The organism is Rhodococcus sovatensis (assembly GCF_037327425.1).
GTDB classification, from domain to species: domain Bacteria; phylum Actinomycetota; class Actinomycetes; order Mycobacteriales; family Mycobacteriaceae; genus Rhodococcoides; species Rhodococcoides sovatense.
This window is the reverse complement of record NZ_CP147846.1, coordinates 1,853,287-1,866,216: the sequence shown is the minus strand read 5'-3', so window position 1 is coordinate 1,866,216 and position 12,930 is coordinate 1,853,287. Positions and strand designations below refer to the sequence as shown.

Below are 12,930 nucleotides of genomic sequence, written 5' to 3'. Positions count from 1 at the left end.
GGCGCCTAGCGCATAGTCCACTCCTGCTTCTCCACGCCCGCTACAGGCGCCAGGAGGGACTCGACGACGTCTGCATACATGGTGCGTTTGATGTCGCCGAGAACACTGCCTCGTGTTTCGGTCAATTCCGTCGCACGAGCGATGGCATCGTCGAGCAGGCGATCTTCCGGGGAGGAGGAGTCGACCAGGCCGAGCGTGGCGGCGTCGTCACCGCCGTATCGGCGTCCCGTCGTCAGTGCCTCATGGAACGCCAGAGGTGTCAGCTTGGCCGCAACCATCTGCACTGTCCCTGGGCTGTAGCTGGCACCGATACTCACGCCGGGGAAGCACAGAAAGCCGCGGTCGGCTCGCATGATCCGGTAGTCGTGCGCCATGGCGAAAAACGCCGCGCCGCCGAACGTATGCCCTTGTAGTGCAGCGACTGTCTGCATCGGGAACGTCAGAACACGTGCCAGCAGCGACTGCACCGCGCCGATGAACAGGTTCACCTGGTCGAGGTTCTCAGCGCCCCAGGAGAGGTCGACACCGGTGGAGAAGTACTTGCCTGTCGCCGTGGTAACCAGTGCCGCCGGCCCTGTGGCTGCCTCGACCTCGTCGAGGAGCGCTGCGACGTCGGCAACCCAGGCTGGTCCCATTCGGTTCTCGCCATCGTCTCCATCTCGGTCCCCGAGGTTCAGCACGAATACGTCGGCAACACGGTCCACATAGGGCATGTCTCTAACGTACGCACACATTCATTGGTAGATGTACCAGTGTTCGAGGATTCCGCATTGCCTCGGCGACGAGCAAAACGCACGACCGACAGCGTTGCCGAGTGCGTGCTAGCGTCGGATCGCATGGACCCGAGGAGCTACACCTCCGGTGAGCGCGTGTTCGGCCCACCGAACGGAACCTTCGATGCAGATTGGGCCGCAACGGCTTTGCGATCGATGAGGCCAGAACTGGATCACCCGACGTCGGTCCGACTGATGGAACGCGCGTGGGAGCTTCTCCGGTCCCGTGGACTTCGAGACGAGACGCTGACGAACGCACTCGATCTCGAACCAGGACTCGCTGCTGCTGTGTCGGCGGTTGCCACCGAGACGGCCCAACTCTACTTGGACCGTAACTAGCTGGACCGCACAGTGGCACCCGCATCCAGTTCCTGCACGCCCATCTTGAATCGACTGCTCCACCGGCGACTCAATTATGCCGATTTCGTGCGCGTAACTATCCGTCACGGTTAATATATCGACTTCATCCAGGCGGATGACCCGTTCGAGTGCGCGCGGCAATCCCCTGGTCGGTGCTGTGCGGCGGCGTAGCTGATCGACTCGGCGGGGTAACGGGGGGAACGCGATGGTTTCGGACGTCATCGACTGCAGCATGGTCTTCGCACACGACGCCGATCAGGTATGCAGCGTCTTGAGTGCGGTCGAGCTGTACCCGCGGTACTTCCCTGGGATCGAGGCGTGCGTCCTCCGCGACGGTGCTGTCGACGGGTACTGGTGCCGGGTGGGCGGTGTGGACCACGCCGTGCAACTCGTCGTGAACCGACGCCACCGCGCGATAGTCACGATCGAACATGTCGAAGCGGGCGGATTCGTCAGGTTCACCCTCACCGAAATCTCGGCGAACGAGACCAAGGTCGATGTCACCGTGTTCAAAGCGGGGCTCAGTGGCTGGTATGCACCCCAACCTGAACACAACAAAGCTGTGGTCGATTGGGTTCTCGGCGGTCTACGGCGGCTCGACGACGCTCTGACCGGTACACCGACCTCGATCGTGTCCAGCACCGGCGACTCCCGCTCGCTGCAACTGGCGATCGCGAAGACGATGATCAGCACCGGTGTCGTCCGGGCCGCACGACCCGACCGTGCCTACAAGCAGCTCAGTTCACTTGCGAAGTGGGGTTTCACGCTTGGAGGCGGATTCGCCGCCGCGGCGGCGAAGTCGCCGGACGAGATCGCTGTGATCGACGACCGCGGGACCCGCACTTTCGCGGAAATCCATCAGCGATCTCACCGAATCGCCGCGGGCTTGAGCGCATCCGGAATTCGTCCGGGCAGCACAATCGGGATCCTGGCGCGCAACCACACGACGATGACCGAGTGCACCGTCGCATGCGGCATGCTCGGTGTCGAAGTCGTCCTCCTCAACACGGGCCTGGCTGCCCGCCAGATCGAGTCGATCGCCGCCCGCCAACGCTTCGACGTGTTGTTCGTCGACGACGAATTCGACTCGATCGTCCGCTACCTCCCCGACGACGTCACCCGCGTCAGTTTGTCGGCGCACACCGCTATTCCACATCGGCGGACCCTCGAACACTTCGTGGCGCCGCCGTCGACGACGTTCGAAAGGCCCGAGCGTCCCGGCACCGTCGTCGTGCTCACCTCCGGGACCAGCGGCTCCCCGAAAGGTGCACTGCGTCCCACCCCGCGAGGCTTCGGCACTGTTGCAGCGATGCTGTCCCGAATGCCGCTGCAGATGAACGAGCGGATGTTGATCGCGGCCCCGATGTTCCACAGTTGGGGCCTGGCGGCTTTGCAGATCAGCACTCCGCTGCGAGCAACGGTGGTGTTGCAGGACAGATTCGATCCCGAGGACTGCCTTCGCGCCATCGAAGCTCATCGCTGTACCTCGTTGATCGCCGTACCGATCATGCTGCAACGAATACTCGACCTGCCCGATTCGGTCCGATCCCGCTACGACACGTCGAGCCTGCGTGTCGTAGCGTGCAGCGGATCAGCACTCACCGGATCGACGGTCAACCGGTTCATGAGTGTTTTCGGCGATATTCTCTACAACTTCTACGGGTCCACCGAAGTATCGTGGGCGACGATCGCAACCCCCGACGATCTCCGCGCTTCACCCGCCACCGCGGGCCGACCGCCGCTGGGGACCACGGTCGCGGTCCTCGCGGCCGACGGCAACGTCGTTCCGGTCGGAACCCTCGGCCGCATCTTCGTCGGCAACGACATGCTGTTCGACGGGTACACCAACGCCGATCCGCCGTCGACCGTGTCTGCCAAGGGTTCGGCCTTGATGGATACCGGCGATCTCGGCTACCTCGACTGCAACGGACGACTGTTCGTGTGCGGCCGCGACGACGAGATGATCATCTCCGGAGGAGAAAACGTCTTCCCTGGTCCAGTGGAGGATGCCATTGCCAATCTCCCCCAGGTAGGCGAGGTAGCAGTCGTCGGAGTGCCCGACAACGAGTACGGCCAACGACTGGCGGCATTCGTCGTCGGCCGAGGATCCGCTGGTCTCGATGCAGAGATGGTCCGGGCGTACATTCGAAATCGTCTGAGCCGCTTCTCGGTTCCGCGTGACGTCACGTTCCTGGACGAACTCCCTCGAACCGCTACAGGCAAGGTCGTCAAGCGGCTGCTCATCGAACCCACTCCGGCGGCGGGTACCTGAGCCGCGGGCTCCTCGAAGATTCGCTCGGATCGTCACCGGCTGCGGTCATGGCGGCCCTTTCTGCAGCCAGGATTACACATCCGACGCGTTGGATAGGCACGAATCGGCAACTCGAACGCAGGTATGCTGGCACGCCCAAGCACTGAGCACCAAGAAGGAACCGAAGATGCCGGATGCGCGTTCTCCTCGGTCGATGACAGATGTACTCGGTTCGCCCCGATTCTGGCTTGCTCCGATATTCGTCGTGTCAGCGCTGATGTCACTGTTGGCTGCGCTGTATCTCGGCGGAATCCTCAATCCCCAGGACAACCTGCGCGACTTCCCGGTCGTTCTTGTCAACCAGGACGAGGGTGACACCGTCGAATCCAACGGTACGACCACGGAGCAGAACATCGGCAACGACATCGCTGACGCGATCCGGCAGGGTATCGATCCCGGGCAGATCGAACTTCTGGAGACCGGACCTGCCGAGGCGCAAGATCTTCTGTCATCGGGAGACGCCTACGGTTCCATTGTCATTCCATTCGATTTCACCAAACGTGCCTTGATATTCGCTCGCGCGAGCGTGGTGCCAGGTGACGTCGAGAGACCGGTCATCACCGTCAACACCAACCCCCGTGCGGGAACATTCACTGTGGCATTGATGCAGCGCGTTGCCACCGAGGCACTCGCGCAGGCCAATTCGCGGGTTGGATCCGCGCTCACGGCCGAAGTCGATGCGCAACTTCAACCTTCGGGCGGTCAACTGACCGGAGCGGCCAGACTTGCCCTCGCCGAACCGATCAACGTGATCGTCACACCGTACGACCCGCTGCCCGACGGCACGGGCAGCGGCCTTTCCGCGTTCTACTACGCGTTGCTGCTCGTCCTCGCCGGATTCACAGGTGCCACGATTGTCAGTGCGCTCGTCGACGGACTCCTCGGTTTCACCCCGACCGAATTCGGTCCGCGAGTGATTCATCGAGGTCCCACGAACATCAGCCGTACCGGCACTCTGGCCGTCAAGTGGCTGATCATGTGCGTGGTCGCCGCTGTCGTCTCAGGGCTGTACCTGTGGATCAGCACCTCTCTCGGAATGCCGTCGCCGCACTCGTTTGCGTTGTACCTGTTCGGAGTGTTCGTGATCATCGCAGTCGGTATCACTGCATTGTCGGTGATGTCGGCGTTCGGTACAGCGGGGCTGCTCATCAACCTCGTGGTGTTCATCGTTCTGGCTCTGCCGTCCTCCGGAGGTACCTTGCCGCTCGAAGCCAGCCCGGCGCTGTACGGCTGGCTGGCACAGTTCGAACCGATGCACCAGATCTTCCTCGGCACCAGATCTATCTTGTACTTCAACGCACGACTCGATTCCGGACTTCTGCATGCCGTTGTGATGACCGGAGTCGGTTTGTTGATCGGTCTGGTCGGTGGTCTGCTGTTCACGCGACTGTACGACCGCAAAGGCTTCGATCGTGCGCCTGCAACCGGCCGAATCGAGGCCTGACAACGTGGACGACTACTACGACTTGGGTAGCCATTCCCGACGGATCACAACTTCGGTTCCCGATGCGCAAACCTGGTTCGACCGGGGGCTCGTGTGGTCGTATGCGTTCAATCATGAAGAGGCCGCGACGTGCTTCCAGAACGCGATCGATGCCGACCCGTCCTGCGCAATGGGCTATTGGGGATTGGCGTACGCACTGGGACCCAACTACAACAAACCTTGGGAGTTCTTCGACGACGCCGAATTGACGACGACCATGGCTCGTACTCACTGTGCCGTCGACAAGGCCGCCGAGCTGGTCGGAGGTGATCACACGATCACGGAGATCGGGCTCGTCAAGGCACTGCAGCAGAGATTCCCCACCGATCGAAGCGAGCATTCGGAACAAACCCCCTGGGCTGCGTGGAATGTCGAGTACGCCGACGCCATGCGCGAGGTCTACCTCATCGATCCGGCCGATCTGGACGTCGCGACGTTGTTCGCAGACGCACTGATGAACCTCACACCCTGGGAACTCTGGGATCTCCGCACCGGCGAACCGGCGCCGGGCTCGTGCGCAGTGGAGGCCAGAGCCGTTCTGGACCGCGCGCTCGAATCCGACCGCGGTCGTGTGCACCCAGGAATACTGCACATGTACATCCACCTCATGGAGATGTCCGGTGTACCCGAACAAGCATTGGTCGCTGCAGACAGACTGCGCGGACTGGTTCCCGATGCCGGCCACCTTCACCACATGCCGTCGCACCTGGATGTTCTGTGCGGGGACTATCGCCGCGTCGTCAGCGCGAACACGGACGCGATCGTTGCAGACGAGAAGTTTCTGCAGCGTGCGGGACCGATGAACTTCTACACTCTCTACCGCGCCCACAACTACCACTTCAAGATCTACGGGGCCATGTTCCTCGGGCAATCGGCGGTTGCCATAGACACCGCGAGCCAGCTCGAAGCCGCAGTTCCGGACGAACTGCTCCGAGTCGAAAGTCCGCCGATGGCAGACTGGCTCGAGGGTTTTCTGGCGATGCGCGTACATGTCTACATCAGATTCGGTCGCTGGCAGGACATCATAGACCTGCAGATGCCATCGGACGACAGCGTGTACTGCGTCTCGACTGCGATGCTGCACTACGCGAAAGGCGTTGCTTACTCGGCAACCTCACAGATAGAACAAGCCGAACGCGAGAGTGAATTGTTCGCGGCCGCACTGACACGGGTCGCTCCGACTCGAATGCTCTTCAACAACACCTGTCTCGATATCCTTTCTGTCGCAGCTGCAATGTTGGAGGGCGAACTCGAATACCGTAAAGGCAATTACGACAATGCCTTCGACGCCCTACGACGATCGATCGAGTTGGACGACGGCCTACCCTACGATGAGCCATGGGGATGGATGCAGCCCACTCGGCACGCGTACGGCGCCTTGCTCCTCGAACAGGGGAATGTCGAGGAAGCTGCGGCGGTGTACCGTGCCGATCTCGGACTCGACGCCACTTTGCCTCGCGCACAACAACATCCGTCGAACGTATGGGCTCTACATGGCTACCACGAATGTCTCGTACTACTCGATCGCGTCGACGAAGCCGCGATTATCGGGCAACAGTTGAAGCTCGCCGTTGCGATGGCCGACGTGCCGATCGAGTCATCGTGCTTCTGCAGGCTCACCGCACCGCCGAACGAAGAACCTGGCGGTCACTGTTGTTCGGTATAGTCCGGACACGGAGACCTACGGAACGAAGAAGCTGGCGACACCTGGGGTGATGGTTCCACCTGAACCGAGGACGGTGACGACGACCTGCCCGATCCCGGTGTGCAATGTGACCTGGCCCGGGATTCCATTCAGCCCGTCCGACATCCGCGCGTATCCGGTTGCACCGGTCGACAGATTCAACCAGCGCACGTCCGATGAGACCAGGCATCCCCACCGACCCTCGTCGCCTCCGGCGATCGTGACTGCACCGGGTTGTTCGCCGACCACTGCCGCGCACCGGAACGCAGGCAGATCGAAGCTGCCGTTCGGATTCCCGAACGCCGCCGGGGCGACCTGGAATGGAACAGTCACCGACGCGGACGCAGTCCCCGTGGACGCCACGGCGGCGCCGATCACGACGAATGCGCAAACCACCAGCTTGCGAGCAACACTCATACGACAGCCTCCGGTAGACGGGCGAACACCTGACGCCCATCCTTCACCCGACGTACGTTCCACAGCAAGGCCGGTTCTCGGACTGTCTCGGCACTCACCGTGGCTCCGTCCGATACCAGGCGAGTGCAGGTCCGCGAGTCCACTGCCCGATACTAGGTGGGTGAGGGAAGACCCGCCCGTGTTCGAAGGCATCTCCGATGAATGGTTCAGAAGCATCTTCGAGGCAAGCACGGTACCGATTGCCCTCGCTGACGAGGAGGGCTTGCTGACCGCGGCGAACAGTGCATACTGCGAGATGATCGGCCGCTCGTGGACCGAGATTGCCGGCAAGTCGTCCCGTGAGTTCACGCATCCCGACGACCTATCTCAGCACTCCGCGATGGAGAATCTGATGGACACCGCGAAGAATCGCGGCGAGACCCTGCGTCTCGAGAAGCGCTACGTCCGCCCCGACGGAGCCATTCGATGGGGATGGGTATCGGCCAGCACCGTTACCGTCGGCGACCGATCATGGACCATGGCAGTCATCCACGACACCACCGACCGCCGCGTGGCCGAGGAAAACCTGCAGACGGCAGCATCGACCGATGAACTGACCGGATTGTTGAATCGACGCGGATGGCGCGAGCATCTGCTCACGCTGCATCAACCGCCGACGCGTGTTTCACCACTGGTGCTGGCGATGATCGACTTCGATCGTTTCAAGGCGTACAACGACTCTCGCGGGCACCTTGCGGGCGACAATCTGTTGAAGACGTTCGCGGCGCGCGCAATGTCACTCCTCGACCCGGCGGCATCCCTGGCACGGTGGGGCGGCGAGGAATTCGCGCTGGCTCTTCCGAAGTACGACCCGCGGTCGGCTGCGAAGGTTCTCTACGAATTGGCGTCGAAAGTTCCTGACGGTCAGACGTTCTCGGCAGGTTTCACGGAACTCCGAGCAGGTGAAACCCTGTTCGACTGTTTCGACCGCGCGGATATGCTGTTGTACCGAGCCAAGAGAGATGGCGGCAATCGATTCTACGGCGACAACGATCATTGCTGAGGCTTGGCGTCAACCGCGCCCCATGTAGGGCATCCGGTTGGCCATGATGGTCATCGTCGGAACCGAGACGTCGAGTGGCAATTCGACAAGATGCGCGACGGCGTCGGCGACGTGTATCGGATCGAATGTGGGTTCTGGTCGGGTCGTACCGTCGGCTTGTCTGGCCGAATGTGCGAACCCTGTCGTCATGTCGGTGGAAGCATTGCCGATATCGATTTGGCTGCAGCAGATGTCGAAGTCGCGGCCGTCGAGTGAGATGGACTTGGTCAGCCCCGATACCCCGTGCTTCGTCGCCGTGTATGCGGCACTGGCGGGTCGTGGGGTGTGTGCGGAGATCGAACCGTTGTTGATAATCCGACCCCCGCATGGGGTCTGGGCTTTCATGATCCGCACAGCTTCGCGTGCGCACAGAAACACACCGGTGAGATTGGTGGCGACGGTCTCCGACCACGCTTGTGGGTCGATCTCGTCGACGCTTCCAGACGGCCCGAATGTACCGGCGTTGTTGACGAGCACATCGAGTCGGCCGAACTGCGAGGACACCCACTCGAACAGCTCGTGCACCGATTCGGCCGAGGAGACATCACACCTGAACACCGCTGCCCTCGCGTGTCCTGCGGCCGTGTCGTCCAGGCTCTGTACGTTCCTGCCGACCAGCACGACATGATGGCCGACTTCGAGGAGTCGGACAGCCATCGCCTGTCCCAGCCCTGACCCTGCACCCGTTACGACAACGACGCGCGGAGCACGTCCTGTAGCTGTCACCATCATCTCCAATCCCACGAGGTATGAGAACGACTGGCGGGTTCGCCGCCCTATCGCTGTGCAAACGTGTCGATGACACCGCGCAGTTCGTGCCGCTTGCTGACCCCGAGTTTCGGATACACATGGTAGAGATGCGAACCGATTGTGCGAGGAGAGAGCTGCAGCTGCTCACCGATCTGCCGGTTGGTCAAGCCCTCTGCGGCGAGAGATGCGATGTGCTGCTCCTGCGCGGTGAGTGAGCTCCAGCCGCCCGCAGATTCCCTCACCAGCGAACCGCGTGATCCCCCGGCTGCACGTAGCTCGGCGCGCGCGATGTCGGCGAACATGACGGCTCCGACATGTTCGAAGGTCTCGAGCGCCGCTGCCAGGAGCGGACGCGCATCGGTGGGACGACGGGTGCGGCGCAACCACTCGCCGTAGTGCATCTGCGCTCGTGCTCGTTCGACGGGCCACTCGTCTGCGTCGGGGTCCAATGCCGCAAGCCGGTAATGGCGTTCCGCAGTTTTCGTCGTTTCACTGACCAATGCGGCGGCCACGTGGCGCAACAGCCGAATCCGCACCGGCGGGCGCGATCCCAGCGCGCGACCGATAGCCGTCACCGACCGTCTGGCAGTTGCATGCCGACCGCTCCGGGCTCCAGCCCATGCGAAATCCGCTAGTGCACGAGCAGATTGAACACTGTGTAGGGGTGTACCGTCGGTGCCGAACAGGCCCTGCAGCCGCTCGAAGGCACCCTCGAAATCTCCCCGGGCACACGATATCGTCGCCAACACACGTTGCAGGTCGACCGCGAGCGCGAGGTTCACACGCGATTCGAACAGCGACGCAGCCCGTGCGACATGATTGTCGGCACGATCGAGGTTGCCCCGATACGTCTCGATCATCGCCCGGTGCGTTTCGACCGTGGCGTCGACAAGCGCCATCCTGCCGACTGCCGCGACATCGGAAGCCTCGTCGGCGGCCGCGTCGACCTCGGCCCAACGACCGGTGTCGATCAGCGCAACGACACACGCGGCCATTCCCATCGCACCCACTCCGAGACTCCCGGACTCACGGAGAGCACTGATCCCCTTGGTGAAGTAGGTCAGCGCGTCGACGCTGTTCTCGCTCAGATACGCGCGGGTCCCCTCCGACAGAAGAACCGAAATTTGCGCCGAGATCGACACTGCCTCGGCGCGGCGTTCCACGGCCCCCGTTCCCAGTGTCGACGTGGAGTATTCGGCGATCAGGCGACGCACGGACTCTTTTGCGGCATCCGGCATCGGAGACATGAAGTCGCCACCGTCGGATATCGATTCGGGTAGCTTCTCGACCAGCCGTCGAAGCTCCTCGCGCCGCGTCTCTCCGCCACTGAAGTGCGCGGCACCGACAGCTGTGAACAGAAGCGCCAGCACGAGACTCTCGTCGGTTGGCTCGTCCTCGGTGAGCGTCTGGCGGATGACGTCGAACGACTCATCCGGATGCGCGGTCTGCAGAAGGATCGAGGCGGTGGGTAATGCCGCTGCACTACGGATATCGGCCACGTCCGTTGTTCGACGGGCCAGACGGGCCAGCGCGAGCCCCCATTGGGGATCACCCGCCATGTATGCCGCGTTCGCTGCCATGGCATATCGTCGCGCTGAATCGTTCACATCCGGTGAGCACCGCGCCGCCCGTTCCAAGGCGCGAGCCACCTCGAAGAACCCGCCCCGACGCTGTGACAGTTCGGCGGCATCCTCCAGCTCGCGCGCAACGGACTCGTCCGCGCCCTCCGAAGCGGCCGCCCGATGCCAGGCGCGACACGGCGGATCATCGTGAAGTTGCTCGGCGAAATCCTCGTGCGCACGGCGGCGGGCGTCGACGGTACAGTCCGCGTAGGCCGCAGCGCGGGCCAGCGGATGGGTGAACTGGACCCGCCGATCGTCGACAGTGATCAGACCCGAGCGTTCGGCCTCGGCCCACACCGACAGGTCGGCTCCGAATCCCGCGGCTTCGGTGACGATATCGATACTCTCGTACCCCGAACCGGACGCGGCATACAACAGCAGTGTGCGCGTGTCAGGAGCCAGAGCGGCGAGCCGATCCGAGAAAATGGACTGCACTCGGCGAAGTCGGTCCAGTCCGGCACCCGCCAGCATGCCATTGCCGGATCGCACGACCGCGCGTCCGAACTCGATGAGCGCGAGCGGATTGCCCTCGGCCTGAAAGATGATTTCCAGCCGAGCGGCATCAGACGGGATCCCTGGCTGCCGGTCGAGCAGCACCGCCGACTCGGCGTCGGTCAGACCTGGAACTTCGACTGCGGGCACTGCGGGGTCGACGCCGTCGGGAACTCGATGTCCGCGTGCACTGCACAGCGTTGTCATCGGACCGGCGACGCGGCGTGCCGCGTAGACGACCAAGTCGAGCGAGTCCCTGTCGAGCTGATGTGCGTCGTCGACGATCAGAACCAGGCCTCGTTCGGAGGTCAACAGTTCGAGGAGAAGGAGCACGGCATGTCGGCAAGCGAACATGTCGACAGCGGCGGGCATGGGCGCCCGTCCGAGCATCTCGTCCAGTGGCCTCCTGATCGCTGCGGGGAGCCGGTCGACGTACGTCAGGACAGGCCACAGAAGCTGATGTAGTCCGGAGAACACCTGCTGGGTTTCCGCATCGACCCCGGATGCTTCCAGGACACGGACTCCCGCGCTGGTTGCTTCGTCACGCGTGTACCTCAACAGAGTGCTCTTGCCGATTCCCGCCTCACCCAGAAGCCACAACACCCGGTGCCCGCTCCCGGGTTCCCGGGCGAGCCGCGCCAAGGACTCGACCAGGTCGCCCCGACCGATCAACGGTGCTCCGAGCGTAAATCCGTCGATACGATTGCCCGCCATGCTCACCGCCCGGTAGTTCTAGCCCTCGATCGCCGAAGTCGAACCATTGTGGCACCAGCCGCCAGTGCGACGACAGTCGATCGACTGATGACCGGCCTAGTGGTCGCCACGGATACTTGGTCTTCGGTTCAGGTCGGGGGAGGGTGATGTCCGAAATTCGAGTGGTGATCGCTGACGACGACGTGCTGTTGAGAGAAGGCCTGTCGAGCCTGCTCACGCAAGCAGGTCTCGAGGTCGTCGGCCAAGCCGGTGACGCAGACGAACTTCTGGCGGTGCTCGGCCAGGAGGAACCCGCGTTGGCGATCATCGATATCAGGATGCCTCCGACGTACACAGCCGAAGGACTCGATGCCGCGTTGCGAATTCGAACCGAATACCCGGGCGTCGCAACGTTGCTGTTGTCAGCTCACGTGGAGGTGGATCATGCGCTCGAGCTGCTCGAAGGCGGTGACGGCCAAAAGGGAGTCGGTTACCTTCTCAAGAGTCGAGTGACCGATATCGCCGACTTCGTCTCCACCATCGACCGGGTCGCGGGCGGAGCGTCGGTCATCGATCCAGCACTCGTCTACGAGCTGGTAGCGGCCAGGCGACGGAATGACCCGCTGGGAGCGCTGAGTGCCCGTGAACGAGACGTACTGACCCTCATGGCCGAAGGCCTTTCCAACGGGGGGATCGGCCGAAGACTGTGGATCACCGAGGGAACCGTCGAGAAGCACGTGCGCAGCATCCTCACCAAGCTGAACCTGTCGGAGACGTCCGACGACCACCGCCGAGTCCGCGCGGTGATCATGTACCTGGACACAGTCGGTTGAACAGCTGTCACCGGAGCATGTTCTCGATCGAGATCGCCGATAGCTCGAACTTTTGCAGGTACCCGATGGCTGAGCTGGTTTCGACCAGGTCTGCAAAGTCCTCCTCGTCGTGCGTCGACACCAGAATGATCGACGGCTTCGGGCGCAACGCGGCAGCATCGAGAGCTTCCACGACGTCGAACCCGCTTTCGGCTCCGAGGTCGATGTCGACCAGCACGAGATCCGGGTGTGCCATGACGGCCGCGTCGATTGCGTCGGCCAGGGTCGACGCAGTTCCAACGACGGTGATGCCGGCCTCCTCCAGCACTCGGCGAGCCGCGACGCAGAACGCGTCGCTGTCATCGACGATCAGACAGCTGAACGATGTGGACCTCACCTTGTCGAGAGTGTCAGAGATCGTGAGACCCGACATTGCGGCTAGCGGTAATTCC

General features: G+C 62.6%; 11 protein-coding genes. 6 read left to right on the top strand and 5 right to left on the bottom strand.

Annotated features, from left to right (window positions below):
* Positions 1 to 5 precede the first annotated feature (5 nt).
* Complete coding sequence (locus tag WDS16_RS08755) at positions 6 to 713, bottom strand: enoyl-CoA hydratase-related protein (protein WP_338892055.1); 708 nt, start codon at positions 711 to 713, stop codon at positions 6 to 8.
* Between the two features lie 123 nt (positions 714 to 836).
* On the opposite strand from WDS16_RS08755, the gene WDS16_RS08750 reads away from it, so the two are divergent.
* The 4 genes from WDS16_RS08750 (at position 837) to WDS16_RS08735 (ending at position 6,593) form a co-directional block, all read left to right on the top strand.
* Complete coding sequence (locus tag WDS16_RS08750) at positions 837 to 1,112, top strand: hypothetical protein (protein ID WP_338892054.1); 276 nt, start codon at positions 837 to 839, stop codon at positions 1,110 to 1,112.
* Positions 1,113 to 1,338: 226 nt separating this feature from the next.
* Positions 1,339 to 3,405, top strand: coding sequence for an AMP-binding protein (locus WDS16_RS08745; RefSeq protein WP_338892052.1), 2,067 nt, complete (start codon positions 1,339 to 1,341; stop codon positions 3,403 to 3,405).
* 193 nt (positions 3,406 to 3,598) lie between these two features.
* A complete protein-coding gene (locus tag WDS16_RS08740; RefSeq protein ID WP_338892050.1) occupies positions 3,599 to 4,888 on the top strand; it encodes a YhgE/Pip domain-containing protein in 1,290 nt (429 codons plus the stop codon).
* Positions 4,857 to 6,593: a hypothetical protein gene (locus WDS16_RS08735; RefSeq protein WP_338892048.1), complete on the top strand. Its 1,737-nt coding sequence runs from the start codon at positions 4,857 to 4,859 to the stop codon at positions 6,591 to 6,593. Before WDS16_RS08740 ends, WDS16_RS08735 begins: the two co-directional genes overlap by 32 nt.
* Positions 6,594 to 6,608: 15 nt before the next feature.
* Here WDS16_RS08735 and WDS16_RS08730 read toward each other — a convergent pair whose 3' ends face one another.
* Complete coding sequence (locus WDS16_RS08730; protein WP_338892047.1) at positions 6,609 to 7,028, bottom strand: hypothetical protein; 420 nt, start codon at positions 7,026 to 7,028, stop codon at positions 6,609 to 6,611.
* A gap of 160 nt (positions 7,029 to 7,188) precedes the next feature.
* On the opposite strand from WDS16_RS08730, the gene WDS16_RS08725 reads away from it, so the two are divergent.
* Positions 7,189 to 8,070, top strand: coding sequence for a sensor domain-containing diguanylate cyclase (locus WDS16_RS08725; RefSeq protein WP_338892045.1), 882 nt, complete (start codon positions 7,189 to 7,191; stop codon positions 8,068 to 8,070).
* A 9-nt stretch (positions 8,071 to 8,079) separates the two neighbouring features.
* Here the strand turns inward: WDS16_RS08725 and WDS16_RS08720 are convergent, their stop codons facing one another.
* Complete coding sequence (locus WDS16_RS08720) at positions 8,080 to 8,838, bottom strand: SDR family oxidoreductase (RefSeq protein ID WP_338893302.1); 759 nt, start codon at positions 8,836 to 8,838, stop codon at positions 8,080 to 8,082.
* A gap of 47 nt (positions 8,839 to 8,885) precedes the next feature.
* On the bottom strand, positions 8,886 to 11,687 hold the full coding sequence (locus tag WDS16_RS08715) for an AAA family ATPase (protein ID WP_338892043.1): 2,802 nt from the start codon (positions 11,685 to 11,687) through the stop codon (positions 8,886 to 8,888).
* 146 nt (positions 11,688 to 11,833) lie between these two features.
* On the opposite strand from WDS16_RS08715, the gene WDS16_RS08710 reads away from it, so the two are divergent.
* Positions 11,834 to 12,499 carry a response regulator transcription factor gene (locus WDS16_RS08710; protein WP_338892042.1) on the top strand — a complete coding sequence of 222 codons (666 nt, stop codon included), beginning with the start codon at positions 11,834 to 11,836 and terminating at the stop codon, positions 12,497 to 12,499.
* Between the two features lie 7 nt (positions 12,500 to 12,506).
* On the opposite strand, the gene WDS16_RS08705 is transcribed toward WDS16_RS08710, so the two are convergent.
* Positions 12,507 to 12,875 (bottom strand): response regulator transcription factor, encoded by a 369-nt coding sequence (locus WDS16_RS08705; protein WP_338892041.1) that lies wholly within the window; start codon positions 12,873 to 12,875, stop codon positions 12,507 to 12,509.
* Positions 12,876 to 12,930: the final 55 nt, after the last annotated feature.

Coding starts and splice junctions, on each gene's coding strand:
- WDS16_RS08755 (WP_338892055.1), bottom strand. CDS start 713: ATGCCCTATGTGGACCGTGTTGCCGACGTATTCGTGCTGAACCTCGGG.
- WDS16_RS08750 (WP_338892054.1), top strand. CDS start 837: ATGGACCCGAGGAGCTACACCTCCGGTGAGCGCGTGTTCGGCCCACCG.
- WDS16_RS08745 (WP_338892052.1), top strand. CDS start 1,339: ATGGTTTCGGACGTCATCGACTGCAGCATGGTCTTCGCACACGACGCC.
- WDS16_RS08740 (WP_338892050.1), top strand. CDS start 3,599: ATGACAGATGTACTCGGTTCGCCCCGATTCTGGCTTGCTCCGATATTC.
- WDS16_RS08730 (WP_338892047.1), bottom strand. CDS start 7,028: ATGAGTGTTGCTCGCAAGCTGGTGGTTTGCGCATTCGTCGTGATCGGC.
- WDS16_RS08720 (WP_338893302.1), bottom strand. CDS start 8,838: ATGGTGACAGCTACAGGACGTGCTCCGCGCGTCGTTGTCGTAACGGGT.
- WDS16_RS08715 (WP_338892043.1), bottom strand. CDS start 11,687: ATGGCGGGCAATCGTATCGACGGATTTACGCTCGGAGCACCGTTGATC.
- WDS16_RS08710 (WP_338892042.1), top strand. CDS start 11,834: ATGTCCGAAATTCGAGTGGTGATCGCTGACGACGACGTGCTGTTGAGA.